The following is a 13856-nucleotide window of genomic DNA, read 5'->3' as shown; positions in this document are numbered from 1 at the left end:
TGCCGAGGGGTTCGGTCGGTCCGGAAGCAGGGCGCTTTCTCCGTCGCGCTCAGACCACTTCGGCCACGCGGGACCGGGGTCTTGGACAAATTCAGAGCCAACGACAGGCCGTCACCGCCCGCCATACCGGCGTGTTCCCAGCCCAGGGGTGACCATGGACGGATGAACACTGCAGAGCTTTTGGCGGGCGCGTTCGATCGCGTCCAGGAGGAAGTGCATGCTGCCGTCGAGGGGCTTTCACCCGAGGAGCTCGCGTTCCGTCCGGACGACAAGGCCAATTCGATCGTCTGGCTGGTGTGGCACCTCACCCGCGTCCAAGACGATCATGTCGCTGACGCGGCGGGCCGGGACCAGGTGTGGACCGCCCAGGGCTGGTCCGACCGGTTCCAACTACCCCTCGGCGAGGAGGAGACGGGATACGGGCACACGCCCAAGCAGGTGGCATCGCTCGGTGGCGTCTCCGCCGATCAGTTGCGCGGCTACTACGACGCCGTCCACGAGCAGACCCTCGCCTACGTACGCACACTCGACGACGCCGCACTCGACCGCGTCGTCGACCAACAATGGACGCCACACGTCACCCTCGGCGTCCGGCTGATCAGCGTCATCTCGGACGATCTGCAGCACACCGGGCAGGCCGCGTATGTCCGGGGACTGCTGCAGCGCCGTTGACACACCCGCTCCCCCCGGCCGCCGCATCCTTCGCAGGCGCCGGACCCCGCGTGCTGGGGCCAGGTGTGTCCGCGGCACACCCCCGCCCGCTCTCTCTCGCTCGCTCGCCGTAGCTTCGTACGATGCACGGCTCCTCGGCCGGGGCAGCGGCAGAGTCTGCTCATCTGCAGCAGTCGACACCACCTCTGGGGATCACGTGGTGACCGCTTCGGTATCAAGTCCGGCCACCACGGGTGCCCGGCGCGGGTGTATCCGCCATCGCAGAGACACCCCGCTCCGGCGCGCCGGCCGCCGTGTCCAGGCGCTCGGCGAATGTCGCGTCGCCTGCTTAGCCGCGATCTGGGCATGTCGCTGAGGGCATGTGTGCGGCACCTATGTGTGGCACCTCTGTTCGGATACCGTGTGCTGATCGAAAAGCACCTGGGGGATTGTGCCGACATCGCAACACGACCTGAGCGACCAACTGGTGGCTGCCGTATGCGCCAAAGACGCCGATACGGTCAGAGCCCTTCTGGAAGAAGGCGCCCCGCCGGACACTCCGGGCCCCGACGGCCTTCCGCTGCTCTGTGCCGCGGTGGCCGGGTTCGATGACAAGACCGCTGAGGTGTTGACGGAGGGCGGTGCGGATCCCGGCCGCGAGCTGCCGGACGGCACGACGCCCCTGCTGCGGGCCGTGGATCTTGGTTCGGATGCGCTGGTCGATGCCGTGCTCGGCAGCGATCCGCGGTTGCGGCTCGCCCCCGGCGTCCGGGAGCGCCTGCTCGACCTCGCGCGGCACTGGTGGGAGACGGGCGAGGAGGAGGAACTGCGCCGGCGAACGGAAGCCACGGGCCCGGCCATCCGCCGCCTGGTCAACGACGGCATGTACACGGACGTCGAGGAGGTCTCCCTGGGCGGACTCACCGTCCGGGCCGGCCACAGCGCCATCCTCACCTCATTGGAGGAGCGGCTCGACATCCTGGCACCGGTGGCCGAGCTGGTGGCACGCGCCGTCCTCTACAGGGTCCCAAGCCAGTTAGACGTCAACTGGGCCAACGCCAGACATGTCCTCGGCCGACGCCAGAGCCCGCAGGACTGGTCCGAGCTGAAAGCCCTGCAGCACCACCCCGACCCCGTCCGCCGCAGCTTCCTCGCCGATGTCGTGTGGAGCCGGAACCATTCGGCGTGGTGGGACCAGCGCCAGGACACCGCGCAGGATGCTGAGTTCCTCGCGGCCTGGGCCCTCGCCGAACCCGACGGCATGGTGCTCGCCCGGGTCCTGGAGGTCTATGCCGAACATGAGCACCCCGACCACGAGGCCTTCGCTCTCCGATACGCCGACCATCCCGATGCGCGCGTGCGCAGCCAGATTGCCAACCTGATCCCACGAGAGGCCCCGCCGACCGAAGCTGCTGCCACGACCCTGCTCACCCTGTCGCGCGATCCCGAACCCGATGTCCGTAGCTCCACCGCCCCAGAGCTGGCCGCCCACGCCACGCCCGCGTTCCGAGCGGCGCTGCTGACCCTCACCGGCGACCGCGACTCCACCGTCCGGGCCCAAGCCGGCATCTCATTGGTCAACTGCGACGACCGGACGCCGGCCGTCACCGACGCCCTCGTCGCCCTGCTGGACGAGGAGCACCAGCTCCTGCGTCTGGAGATCGTCTACGCCCTCGCTCGCCAGGATGATCCCCGCACCGAGCAGGCCTGGGAACGTGTCGGCGAGCTCCCTCCGGATTTCGGCTGGATCGGCCCACACCAAGAGGACCACCGCATTCTCGCCTACTGGGCCTATCAGCAGCGCCACCGGCCAACTGACTGAGCAACAGGCAGGGAAGGTGACCGCCCTGGTTGCTTCTCGCGCCGGCTGCGGGCCACCCGGACCGCCGACGAGCGAACGTCCGACAGGCCACGGCCGCGGGCATCCGGTTGAAACCCAACTGAACTGAAGGCCGCCGAACAGGAGCTTTCACCTGCCATGGTCGTCGGCGACCGGTACGACCGAGTCGCCATCGGCACCGTAGAACGCTGATGTTCCTGGCGAAGTCCCGGGTGTACTGGCGTGGACGGGTGCCAGGTGCCTCGCCGTTTGACCGCGGATGTGATCGCTGAAGTCAGCGCCGAGATCGGCCCGTTGTGGGCTGCTCCAGGGCGTCGCCGATGAGGCGGACTCCTCGGGACAGGCGGCCCAGTTGCTGGAGTTCAGCGGCGTACATCCTGATGGAGTTCTCGATCACGGACGCGGACACGCCCATCGCCGGCAGTTCCGCCCGGCTGGTCTCCAGGGCGATCCGCACCGTCCGTACCTCGTGCTGCAGTTGGAGCTGTGCGTGCCGGACGAGCAGTGCGGGATGGCGGGACAGCGTCGGATAGGTGCCGTACCGGGCCGGGAGCAGGTCCCGCAGCCAGCGCATCGCCGTGCGTTCCCAGTCCTGGGTGCCGGGCGGGTTGACCTGGCAGGGCCAGTCGGGGCTGAGTGTGAAGGAGGCAGTCTGGCGCATTCTCGTCGCTTCCGAGTGGTGTCGAACTCTGATCGAGACGTTGTTGCGGCGGCCTCGGCCCAGGGGTTGACCGAGGCCGCCTTGAGCGCTCCGGTGTGATCCGAAAGCCGGGACCGGGCACGGGCGGGACGTGAGGAGGAGACGTCACACCGCGTGTCTGCTTCCGGGAGGGCTTGGGGTCGCTCTCCCTGGCGTCTGGTGGATCCGGGGCGCCGGGCAAGTAAACATATATACCGTTGAGTAAGCAAGGGAATGAAAAATTACATGCGGAGGGAAGGGTGAAATGCCCAGCGCAAGACAGGGGGGCGGCGGCCCGAGTGGGGGGATCGACCTACAGGAAGAAACCGTGCTGGTCGGCGACCTGCTCGTAGCCTTCGAGGCGTGCCTGCGTCCGCTCAGGATCCGCGTCGGCCATCGCCTGCAGCAGGGCCGCGGACAGCATTCCGGGCGCCGCGTAAGAGTCGAAGACGAGCCGGGACCCGGTGCCCGCGGTCAGAGTCACGTCCGCCGCGTCCGCCAGCGGCCCCAGGGTGGAATCGGTGATCAGCGCGGTACGGAGCCCCACGCTCCGCGCGGCCCGGAGCGCGCCCAGGGTCTCCTTGGCGTGCCGGGGCATGGCATAGGCCAGCATCCAGGTTCCGCCCGCCTCCCGGGACTGCAGCAGGGCGTCGTAGGCCACGCTGCCGCCACGGGTCACCAGGCGCACGTCGGGGTGGATGCGCCGGGCCGCGTAGGCGAAGTACTCCGCCAGCGACACCGAGATCCGCAGGCCGAGCACGGTCAACGGCACGGAACCGGCCAGCTCGCGCCCGATGTCCAGCGTCTGGTCGGTGTCGGCGAGCAGGCGACGTAGGTTCTGCAGGTTCTCGATCTCGGCGTCCACGGCCGCCTGCAGCGCGTTGTGCCGGAACTGTTCGCTGCCCCCCGGGGAACCCGCGACCGCGCTCAGGGCGATCGGCTGGAGCGCGTCCCGCAGGGCGGGATAACCGCTGAACCCGAGGGAGACGGCGAAGCGGGTCACGGACGGCTGGCTGACACCGACCCGTTCCGCCAGCTCGGTGATCGAGAGGAACGCGGCCTCGGTGAGGTGATCGATCAGGTACTGGGCGATGCGCCGCTTCCCCGGGGACAGCCGATGGCCGTCGAACAGCGCACGGACCCGCTCACCGGGGGCGCGCTCATGGTCCGGCGACTTCCCGCCCGGCGTGATGGCGGCCGCCTGGGCGCGTGCCTGCTGCCCGGATGACACCGACGGGCCTCCCTCTTATGTCACTCGGCACCCAACATAGCTCACACCCTGTGCCCACCCCGTCAGCCGCCCACCGCCGCCTGTGTCGGTGCGACGGACCGGACAGCGGCGGGTGGAGGCGGGCGAAAGCCTCCCGGCGCTCGTACGGCAAGTGCGGGGCGGTGGCCGGGCAGTGGACGGGCAGTGGCCGGGCTCGGCTCACTGGCCGCACGGCGCGCGGCACAAACGACTGCCCCGCTCGACGGGTGGGCCGTGCCCGCGCTCATGTCCTCGCGACCCGCCGCGGTTGCCGGGAACTCACCGACGGCGAGCCCAGCCCCCGTCATGGAGAGCACCGCGGCGGCATGGGCATCCCCGTGCGTGTCCCCTCCTTGGGTGGACATGCACCGGCTTTCGGGTGGGGATCAGTTCGGACGGCTACTGAAGGCGGTCCGCGACCGCACGGTTGCCGCGTCCTCGCGCAACTACCGCTTCTCCGCGGACGACTGGCCACAGGACCTCGGCTCCGCCGAACCGCAGCCGTGTTCACCCCGTGAGGCGGCGTTCACCCCGTGAGGGCGCGCGCTGGGCGAGCTCGCCGCCCGGCCTCGCGTAGAGCGCTCGCGTAGAGCGCTCGCGTAGAGCGCTCGCGTAGAGCGCTCGCGTAGAGCGCTCGCGTAGAGCGCTCGCGTAGAGCGCTCGCGTAGAGCGGGTTGCCCAGTTCACTGACCGGCGGCGCCGGCGTTCCATTCCCTGGCGTGGTCGTAGGCGCCCTCCTTGCCGATCGTGCCAACTACGTCCTGGGCTGCGGCCCGAGGCCCGGAGCCAGTTGTTTTGATGACGCGGAACGCTTTTGCTCAGGAGGGCCTCTCACTACCTGTACATCTGTACCCCCTGAGAGGAGTTGTTCTGCATGGTGCGTCGCTTTCGTGTCCTGCTGCTGACCGCCCTGGCGCTGGTCGTGGGCTCGGTGATGTCATCCACTCCGGCCTTCGCCGTCATCGGCGGATCAAAGAGCACCTACGGCCCGTGGGCGGTACGCATGCTCGTTGACGGCAAACCGGCGTGCACCGGGACAGCGGTCTCCCGCCAGTGGATCCTCACCGCCTCACACTGCTTCTACGAGCAGGCACTGCCGGTCGCCGACAAGCGGATCTCTTTCCGGGTGGGCCATCTAGACATGCGACGAGGCACTACGGTCCGCCCCATTCCCCGCAAGCGCGTGGGCAGCGCGCACGCCGACATGATGCTCGTCAAGGTCCCGCCGATGAACGTCCGCACGGCGCGCCTGGCCACGGTCGGCGTCCACCGCGGCCAGGCCGTACGGCAGTACGGATGGGGTGCCACCTGCACCACCGACGAGAGCGCCTGCCAGTCTCCCGTCCTCAAGCAGTCGGACCTGAAGGTCGTACGGCCGGACGACCCCCGGTGCGCGGGCCACACCGCCCCGGGCGGCCCCGACTTCTGTATGAAGAAGGTGTCCGGGATTCCCGCCGGGGGCGACTCCGGAGGCCCGGTGATGACCGTCGGTCCGCGTGGCACCGAAACCCTCATCGGTGTCTTCAACGGCTCCGACCGTGAGAAGGGCGCCCAGGCCGGGGAGGTGTCCCAGCAACTCTCCTGGATTCGCTCCGTCATCCGACGATAGCGTCGGCGCGGCGTACTGCGCCGCGCCGTCCTGGAGGCCTTCGTCCCCGACCTGCGCCCCGGCCGCCAGTTCCGCCAGGGGGGCCGGGGTTGCGGCCCCGTTTTCGTAGCCCCTCAACCTCAGCCGAGAGCCGCCGCCAAGCCGCTTGTTCCCAGGCACCGAGCACGAGGACGATCCCGCCGCCGCCTCCTCCGCGCTACTCGATAGCGCTCACATACGTCCAGCAGAACCGCACAAGCGCAACCTGGCGTACGGAGCACTTCTGCTACCAGGAGGATGGGGGCGCTGTGCGGGTCACTACGGCAGGCAGGCGACCGTTCTCGATGGTCTGCTGCGGCAGGGACAGTGCGAAGTGCTCACCGATGACTGCCAGCACCTGGCGCTGTTGTGCGTGTGCCGACAGTTCCTCGTCCGCACCCAGCATGTCGTCGATGGAGTCTCGTGGCGCGATGACTCCGGCGGCTTCGAGGCCGGGGCGCAGCAGATCGGGCCGGGCTCCGACCGGGTCATAGCCGGCGCCCAGCTCAAAGTGAAGCTGTACCTCGCCGTTGGCGTGGTAGGTCAACTTGACCCGTCCCTTAAGGGCCGGGCTTGGAGGTAGCGCCCCGTTGGCTGCTGGGTTGACTCCTCCGTCCAGACACCCTGTTATGGGGTGGCAGGGACGCGTGACTCACGCCCCGCATTCCACACAGCAGCGCCGCGTGCGGCGATGTTGTGGGAAGCGTTCCGGTCGGCGTGGGCAACGCCCCCGCACCCCCGGCAGATGAAAAGCCCCTGGTCGACACGGTTGCGCTGGTCGACGTGTCCGCAGGATCAATGAAGACCAAGGGCACCCCGGCCCGCTTGGCCTTGTAGACGATGAAGCCTCCGAGCTGGGCGAAGGCCCAGGAGTGGAGTTGTCCCGTAAAGCCACGCGGGAAGGAGGGTGCGGACTGACATGTGGGCGGGCGGCAGGGCTGTCGCGATTGAAGGCGGCGCTCTACGGCAGCATCACCCACGTGTAGAGAGCCCCGGCCAATGCGACAACGATGCTCACGGCTGAGAGCCAATGCCCTTGGTCCCACCCCAGGAAACGCGGGTCAGAGGGGCACGTATCGTCCTCATGCCGTTGCAGACGCATTGCCTCCATGTCGAGTGCGTCAGCAAGGCGGCTCTGCAACTCGGCAACGGCCCTAGCGGCAAGTTCTGCTGACGCCCTCAGCCGCGATGACTCCAAGTGAAGAGCTACCACGCTGAGCGCCGCCAACACAGCGAAGCAGCCGCCAATCCCGTAGAGCCTCGCCTGCAGCGTGACGCCGTAGGCCGTACCCAGTATCGCCAGCCACACGACGAGAATCTGCATCAGATAGTGAGCTCGACCCCGTCGGTTCTCGTACCAGCGCCAGGCGTGATCCAGCGCAACCGCCAGTGTTTCCCGTTCCCCCTCGGTCACCGATCCACCCTCGCAGAGGGGAGTGGGAGCCGTCCAGAATCAGCCGCGCAGTTCTGGTCCGACCGAACCGGGACCCATTCACGGGACAGAATTTAACGCCTGTTGCACAGGGCTGTGTTCGGGCAGGTCAGGGTGAGTGAGCGCGGTCTTCTGGTCATGATGCGAGCGCGAGGTTGTACATGTGGGCGACGGCTTGGACGGCGTGGTGGAGGCCGTCGCCGTGTTGCCGGCAGTCGCGGAGGATCTTGTAGCTCTTCATCCGTCCGATCACACGCCCCACCGAGCGCGGACCGTGCGGTGCGCAGCATTGTCGTCCTTCGTGCGGTAGTACACGGCCACCACCAAGACCCGTTCGGCCAACGGAAGGCTCCACGGCCGCCCCCGCAAGGTTCCGTTGCCGCTCCGGTCCCGGACCGTCTTCAGCAGCCGCCCGAACTGCTCTACCGACAGCCGGTGAACGTCTCCACCCACACCAGTTCGGCCTCAACGCCCTAGCCAGGCAGCGGATATGGCCGGTTCACGGTCAGGTGCAGCGGCACACGCCTTTGCGGAGATCGTCGGGCCTTGGCAGTCGCCCGTGTCCGCGGGTCTAGTGCGGGTCCCAGTTGCCGTTGGTGGTGAAGTCCCCTGTGGTGGAGGACACCTGGAATCCGTCCGGTACTGACTGGGCGCAGCCGCCGGAGCACTGCACAGTGAGTTCGTTCGCCTGGGCGCTTGCGGCCGGAGCGGCCAGCAAGGCCACGGCGAATCCACCCACGGCGAGCAGGCCTGTGGTCCAACGAGTCATCCGCTTCATCTCATCTCCCCTTGGTGAACGTGCGATGAGTACACCGTGGCACGCGACGTCTGCCGACGGCGAACCTTTCCGCTCTGGCTCAAAGTTCGTGTCTTTCGGCATCACGTCCAACGAGCCCTTTGACTCAGGGGCAGGGCAGGCAGCAGGTAGCAGGGAGTCCATTGACCACCCGGCCATGCGCTGCTGCCGCACGAGCGCCGTCTGGGCTCTGTAGCTGGCCGGTGCACCGCCGAGCAGCACGCCCGTGCTGCTGACACGCAAGACGTCCAGACGCTTCCAGCCTGCCCCCGCCAGCAGTTGGAAGAGGGAGCGGGCGAAGTGCGCCTCGTATGCCGCGTGGGGCGGATCAGACATGGCCAGCGGTTGTCGGGACGACAGTGACCGCCGGGGACGGAGCCTCCTCGGCTGACCCGCTCCTCACGGCTGGGCGACACCGCGTACCCGTGCGCCGTCCTCGTCCGCGTCGGCGCGGTAGGGATGGGGCAGGGTGAACACCACCTCGTAGCCCTTGGGTTGGCGGGGGCCTGCGTGGAATTCGCCGTCGTACAGACGGACGCGTTCGCGCATGCCCTGCAGCCCCCGCCCACCCGAGCGCACAATCGAGCGCACGCCCGTGAGCTCCTCGTGCCCGGGTACGGGAGCGCCCTCGCGGGGGCCGCCCTCGTCGCGGACGGCGACGGCGAGACCGGCGGGTCCGTGGTCGATCGACAGGGCGACACAGGTGCCGGACCCGGCGTGCCGCAGCACGTTGGTCAGGGCCTCCTGGACGATCCGGTAGGCGCACAGGTCGGCGTGTGGCATGAGGGGGCGCGGAGCGCCGGTGACAGTCGTCGTGACGCTGAGGCCGACGGCGTCCAACGAGGCGGCCAGCGCTTCGACGTCCTGCAGGCCCACGGTGCGACCGTCCTGCGCCTCCCCCGGAACATCAGCGTCGTCCGGTGGCACGCGGAGTACGCGCAGCAGGTCGCGCATGTCGGCCAGGGCACGGTGGGTGGAGGCCTCGATGGTGCTCAGCGCGTCGCGGGTCTGCCGGGGGTTCTTGTCGCATACGAGGCGGGCGAGTCCGCTGTGCAGGGACACGACCGACAGATGATGGGTCACGACATCATGGAGCTCCCGGGCGAGACGGAGTCTCTCCTCCGCCACAGCCTGGCGTGCCAAAACTCCTTCTTGCTGTCGCAGTCGCTCGGTGAGCCGGGCGAGGTGCCGGTTGCTCTGCCGCAGACGGCGCTGGTTGTAGCCGATGCCCCAGACGATGGTGACGAACGCCAAGGTCTCCACGACGGCCAGCCACATGGACGACGTGCCCGCGCTGAGGGCGTGGTGGATCCATACGGCGGTGGCGAGGGCCGCGCCGGGCGCCGCCTTGCGGGGCGGGTACACGGAGGCGACGGTGAGGAAGGCCAGCATCGGCGACCAGACGTTGACGGTCGGCTGGTATCCGGCGGCCGTGTAAGCGGCCAGGGCGGCGCTGGTGACCAGCAGGACCGTCCACGGCATCCGGCGGCGCAGCGCCAAGGGCAGATTGACGGCCACGGTGAGCACGACGGCCGCGGAGTCGAAGTCCGGCCACCGCGGCGTGTGGTGGGTCACCGCGTATACCAGCGTGATGGCCAGGACAGCCACGGCGATGCCCAGATCGACGGCGTACTGCCGAACTCGTTCCTTCCCCGCCCGCATTGCTGCAGGTTAAACGAACCGCGCCCTCACAGCCCTTGATTCGGCAGGACCTGGTGCGGGTGGGACGGAGCAGCAGCCCTGCGCCGCAACCGGTGAAACGTGTTCCGGGTCAGCTGCGCCCCAGGGCCCCTCGCAGGCGGCGCGTTCCTGCGACCGCCGCCATGGGCATGACCGCGGCTGGTTGCCGCGGCCACACCTGCGATGAGCCCTGTGGTGCCGGTGGTGGTTCCTGTTCTCGTCGGCGGTCGTGGGACGACGGCCGGCGGTGGTTACCAGGCCTTGTGCCAGTACAGCGAGTTGGTGCCGGCACGCACCGGCGCCGCTCCACTGTCGTCGTGGGTCCAGCGGGTGTTCGGGGTGTTGATGTACTCCATGCCGTACGTACCGTCGGTGACCGCATGGAGTCGCTGATGGTTGATCCGCGCGCTCCGGTCATAGATCACCTTGTGGTCGGCCTTCATGCCGGTGGCGCTCCAAGCTGGCACGATGTAGTCGAAGTCAGAGCCGAAGAGCGTCCAGTCGGTGCCGTGCGCGCCTTGTGGGTTCTCGATCTGATTCTGCAGGAACGCCGAGTTGACCTGCATCTCGTCGCACTGGTTGAAGCGGTTGAGAGGGTTTCCGCACAGGGCGCTGACGGTGGTCCCGCTATGCGGGGTGCCGTAGGTGACGACGTCCTCGACGTACAGGTACGGCGGGAACCAGGGGTTGGCCTTGCTGACTTCGGTGAGTGCGGAGCGGATGACCAAGCCGCCCATGGAGTGCGCCATGACGTCCACCGACTTGCCCTTGGACGAGTAGGAACGGTAGATCTTCCACGCGAGATCCCGGGCGATGTCGGTGAGTGGCGTGTCGCGGTCCCCGAGCTGGGTCTTCTTCGCCTCGTCAGGAGTGTCGTCGGTGTAGTACCAGTTGCAGTTGCTGTCGCTCTGGTAGTAGCCGTAAGTGCGAAGTTCGCCGGTCCAGCCCTGGGCGGTCATCGCGCCCTGGGTGGCCTTCCACCAGTCACCGCAGTCGTATCCCCAGGGCACCGGGTCACCCAGGAAGGGCCGCTCGTGGAAGCCGTGGATCATGATGACCGGTTCGTCGACACTGTCGTCGCGGGGCGGCGCGGCTTCTGCCGCCGCCGGCGAGGCCAGACCCAGCAGCATCGCCAGGGCTGCGGTCAAAGCTAGGAGCAGCGCGGCTCCGGCGCCGCGCCTCCGCCCGGTTCTGCGTGACGTAGAAGTAGCTGTAGCTGTAGCTGTAGCTGTAGCTCTTAAGTGCATCTCTCCTCCTGCTGACCTGTTTCGGATGCGGATGCGGATACTGCATGCTCCGCACGGCCGAAGCTAGGGTCAGGCCCCGAACGGGCGCATCGCCCGGTGGTTGGACGTCCCGTCTACTGCTCTCGTTTGACAGAGGCCACATGTCAAACCAACGCCTTACGCCTGACCGTCACGCACCCGCGCGGCCTCACCATCCGCTACCACAAGACCGCCGAGTCCTACCAAGCCCGCCGTCACACTCGCCCTCGCTCCTGATGTGGGCATGCCGTCCCGACTACGAGCGACGATCGCGCCGAGGCGACGATGCCAAGTTCGCGGATCGTGGTGGCCGCACTCCGCGGGTCTTGCAGCGACACCGACAGCATCTGCCCCCCTGACCGTCGCTGTCGGCATCGCCGGATGCACCGGCTGCACCGGCTGCACCGGCTCACTCGCGCCGTACAACTTCCGCGGTACAGCGGAAGTTGTACGGGGGGTCAACCCACCACTGGACGCGCATCCCGGACGTCGCTCGGTAGCTTCTCCGAGCGACCGAAGGTCTCGAATCCTCCTTCAAACGAGAGGAACGGCATGAACATCCAGCGGAAGTTGGCCCTTACTACGGCGGCCTTTGCCCTTGTCACGGGATTCGGAGGCGTGTCCGCCTCAGCAGCGACCCCGACCTCGGCAGCGGCCGCGTGCAACACTCAGACTGGCCCCAATCTCGACCGCGGGTACGGGATCATGAAGGGGACGTACAACCTCAAGAACATGTGGTACTCGTACTGCGACAATGTCGACAGCGTCGCGAAGGGCAAGAAGCTGTACTTCCACTGCTGGGTGCAGAACTCCCACGGCAACGTGTGGGTGTACGGGCGCGTCGCCGAAACCCGGACACACGGCTGGATGTCCATCGACAACTTCGACTGGAACAAGAGCGAGACCACGGGCGGCCCCTGCTGGTGAGGCCAGGGCGGTCGGCGGTGAGCGGCGTGGCGAGCCACCCGTAGGGCCGCGCCCGGGCGGCGCCGGCGAGTGGCCCGGCCACTGCGGTGGTGCTCATGCTGGCCGCCCGCTGGTGAGCGAGCACGCAACCTCAGCACGGTCGTGACGTGTTCACCATCGAGAGGGAGGACGGCCCTGAAGGATGGGCCGTTCCCGCGACGGAAACCGGCAAGCGGATGGTGTGCCGGTCGCTCGATGGATCAGGCCCTGCCGTGAGCACAGCTTGGCCCGTTGGGTCGGACAGCTACCGGTCGTAGTCCCGCTGTAGAGCGGACCGCGGTGTGGCGGTACCACCGCGCCGCAGCCCCATCAGGTGGCGGCCGATGGAGACGGACTCGAGACCGGTCGTCAGCCTCGCGCCGCCGCCCCCCCCTGGTCGCTGACTCCCCCGACCAGCACGAAACTGCACGTGCCGGCCCCGCGGTGGGAGGCGGCACTGGGGGCGACGCCTTCCTGGTGAAGACCACAACGTGACGAAACGGGGGCGGCCAGTGCGCGCCGACCGCCCCCGCCCCGGTCAGCCTGCCGGGAAGAACTGGACCAGGTAGCGCTCGATTCCGACCACGGGCTCCCCGGAGTCCCGCAGTGCGGCCACCTCCGCGCGACCCGCACAGTGGACACGCACACGCCACGAGCCCTCCCTGCCGAGTCCGATCAGTTCGTCGGTGCGTCCCAGGGTCGGTGTCCACACAGCGACATCACCGCTCAGCGACTCAAACTCAGCCTCGTCCTGCACATCCCACGCGGTGACGTCTTCGCTGGGCGGAGGCTCGCCCCACACCTGGACCTTCACCTCGGCGGTATGGAAGTGGCCGGCACTGGTCACGTCCACCCGACCCGGAAACGTGTTCACGAACGCCGCAACGTTGATGCCGTCTGGGTACTCAACCGGCAGTTCAGCATCCCAGGACTCCTGGAACGTGAACGTGAAATCGTCCACGAACACCTCAAGCCGCTGCTCCCGCACTCGCGCGACCACGGGCTCACTCCTCGTCCGGCACCGTCAAGCAACGGCCACGATCGTATAGCTGGGCTCCGGTGGGCCGATCGCTTCACGTCACCAGCCGGTTCGCCGCTGCGGTGGACTGCGGCCCACCATCGCGAGCGCGGGCGGCCGCGCGCTGGGAGTTGTCTTCAATTGTCACACCCGCATCAGGAGGGACGCGCTGGGCGACGGCTGCTGGGCGACGGCTGCTGGGCGACGGCTGCTGGGCAGGACCCGGCGCTCTTGTCGAACCGGTCGCGATCTGGCACTGGTCCCCGGTACATCAGCCCAGGCCCAATCCATGCCGCCGCACGAAACGGACGTGGCAGCCTGACGGGCAGCCAGGCGGCCACGATCATCCTCCCGTTCGGCGCGCCGCTCGCCCCGCCGAGCGCGGCCCCGGAGCCTGCGTGCTGCGGGGTGGCAGTGTAGGTGTCGGCGGTGTCCATTTCTCCTCGGTGACGTCCACATCGGTGACGGTGGCCGCCCACGGGCGCCGACGAGGAGAGGGAGACGAAGGTGACCGTGTAGGTCGCCCTGGAGGCGCACGGGTTGCACCAGGGCGGATCCTCAGCACGGTCAACGCGTCTGCCTGGCCCCACCGGTGAGGCGGCAGGTTCTGGCAAAGAGTGCGGCGCAACAGGCCGACAGCAGACGCTTCCGCTTCATCGATTGTTGATGCACTG

At 68.3% G+C, this 13856-nt stretch carries 13 protein-coding genes and 2 pseudogenes; 5 read left to right on the top strand and 10 right to left on the bottom strand.

Going from position 1 to position 13856, the window contains the following annotated elements:
- Nucleotides 1-162 precede the first annotated feature (162 nt).
- Nucleotides 163-672: a DinB family protein gene (locus ACIGXX_RS17560; protein WP_361472388.1), complete on the top strand. Its 510-nt coding sequence runs from the start codon at nucleotides 163-165 to the stop codon at nucleotides 670-672.
- Nucleotides 673-1102: 430 nt separating this feature from the next.
- Entirely contained in the window at nucleotides 1103-2473 is a 1371-nt protein-coding gene (locus ACIGXX_RS17555) for a HEAT repeat domain-containing protein (protein WP_399976511.1), read from the top strand.
- Between the two features lie 292 nt (nucleotides 2474-2765).
- Here the strand turns inward: ACIGXX_RS17555 and ACIGXX_RS17550 are convergent, their stop codons facing one another.
- Both ACIGXX_RS17550 and ACIGXX_RS17545 read right to left on the bottom strand, forming a co-directional pair.
- On the bottom strand, nucleotides 2766-3152 hold the full coding sequence (locus ACIGXX_RS17550) for a hypothetical protein (protein WP_383825089.1): 387 nt from the start codon (nucleotides 3150-3152) through the stop codon (nucleotides 2766-2768).
- Nucleotides 3153-3483: 331 nt separating this feature from the next.
- Nucleotides 3484-4401, bottom strand: a complete 918-nt coding sequence (locus tag ACIGXX_RS17545; protein WP_366464149.1) for a MurR/RpiR family transcriptional regulator — start codon at nucleotides 4399-4401, stop codon at nucleotides 3484-3486.
- Between the two features lie 375 nt (nucleotides 4402-4776).
- On the opposite strand from ACIGXX_RS17545, the gene ACIGXX_RS17540 reads away from it, so the two are divergent.
- Together ACIGXX_RS17540 and ACIGXX_RS17535 are read left to right on the top strand one after the other, a co-directional pair.
- Entirely contained in the window at nucleotides 4777-4956 is a 180-nt protein-coding gene (locus ACIGXX_RS17540; RefSeq protein WP_384311867.1) for a hypothetical protein, read from the top strand.
- A gap of 337 nt (nucleotides 4957-5293) precedes the next feature.
- Nucleotides 5294-6028, top strand: coding sequence for a trypsin-like serine protease (locus tag ACIGXX_RS17535; protein ID WP_351167710.1), 735 nt, complete (start codon nucleotides 5294-5296; stop codon nucleotides 6026-6028).
- Nucleotides 6029-6293: 265 nt separating this feature from the next.
- On the opposite strand, the gene ACIGXX_RS17530 is transcribed toward ACIGXX_RS17535, so the two are convergent.
- From ACIGXX_RS17530 to ACIGXX_RS17500, 7 genes and pseudogenes are all read right to left on the bottom strand, one after another.
- The gene (locus tag ACIGXX_RS17530) at nucleotides 6294-6593 is read right to left on the bottom strand and encodes a hypothetical protein (protein WP_399976505.1); all 300 of its coding nucleotides are present in this window, start codon (nucleotides 6591-6593) and stop codon (nucleotides 6294-6296) included.
- 80 nt (nucleotides 6594-6673) lie between these two features.
- Nucleotides 6674-6921, bottom strand: a pseudogene (locus ACIGXX_RS17525) (zinc ribbon domain-containing protein); the annotation flags it as partial.
- Nucleotides 6922-7007: 86 nt separating this feature from the next.
- Complete coding sequence (locus ACIGXX_RS17520) at nucleotides 7008-7460, bottom strand: hypothetical protein (protein WP_399976502.1); 453 nt, start codon at nucleotides 7458-7460, stop codon at nucleotides 7008-7010.
- Between the two features lie 154 nt (nucleotides 7461-7614).
- A pseudogene (locus ACIGXX_RS17515) lies at nucleotides 7615-7754 on the bottom strand (IS5/IS1182 family transposase); the annotation flags it as partial.
- A 295-nt stretch (nucleotides 7755-8049) separates the two neighbouring features.
- Nucleotides 8050-8256 carry a hypothetical protein gene (locus ACIGXX_RS17510; protein ID WP_351167718.1) on the bottom strand — a complete coding sequence of 69 codons (207 nt, stop codon included), beginning with the start codon at nucleotides 8254-8256 and terminating at the stop codon, nucleotides 8050-8052.
- A 417-nt stretch (nucleotides 8257-8673) separates the two neighbouring features.
- Entirely contained in the window at nucleotides 8674-9936 is a 1263-nt protein-coding gene (locus tag ACIGXX_RS17505) for a sensor histidine kinase (RefSeq protein WP_399976498.1), read from the bottom strand.
- Nucleotides 9937-10205: 269 nt separating this feature from the next.
- Complete coding sequence (locus tag ACIGXX_RS17500) at nucleotides 10206-11102, bottom strand: esterase/lipase family protein (protein ID WP_399976495.1); 897 nt, start codon at nucleotides 11100-11102, stop codon at nucleotides 10206-10208.
- 735 nt (nucleotides 11103-11837) lie between these two features.
- Between ACIGXX_RS17500 and ACIGXX_RS17495 the strand changes: the two genes are divergently transcribed.
- A complete protein-coding gene (locus ACIGXX_RS17495) occupies nucleotides 11838-12146 on the top strand; it encodes a hypothetical protein (protein WP_351167722.1) in 309 nt (102 codons plus the stop codon).
- Nucleotides 12147-12702: 556 nt separating this feature from the next.
- Here ACIGXX_RS17495 and ACIGXX_RS17490 read toward each other — a convergent pair.
- Nucleotides 12703-13164 carry a hypothetical protein gene (locus tag ACIGXX_RS17490; RefSeq protein ID WP_399976491.1) on the bottom strand — a complete coding sequence of 154 codons (462 nt, stop codon included), beginning with the start codon at nucleotides 13162-13164 and terminating at the stop codon, nucleotides 12703-12705.
- Nucleotides 13165-13856 lie beyond the last annotated feature (692 nt).

It is taken from the genome of Streptomyces sp. NPDC055243 (assembly GCF_044544025.1).
In the GTDB taxonomy this organism is placed as follows: Bacteria; Actinomycetota; Actinomycetes; order Streptomycetales; family Streptomycetaceae; genus Streptomyces.
Note: the sequence above shows the minus strand (reverse complement) of the source record. Positions and strands in the feature narration are given on the sequence as shown.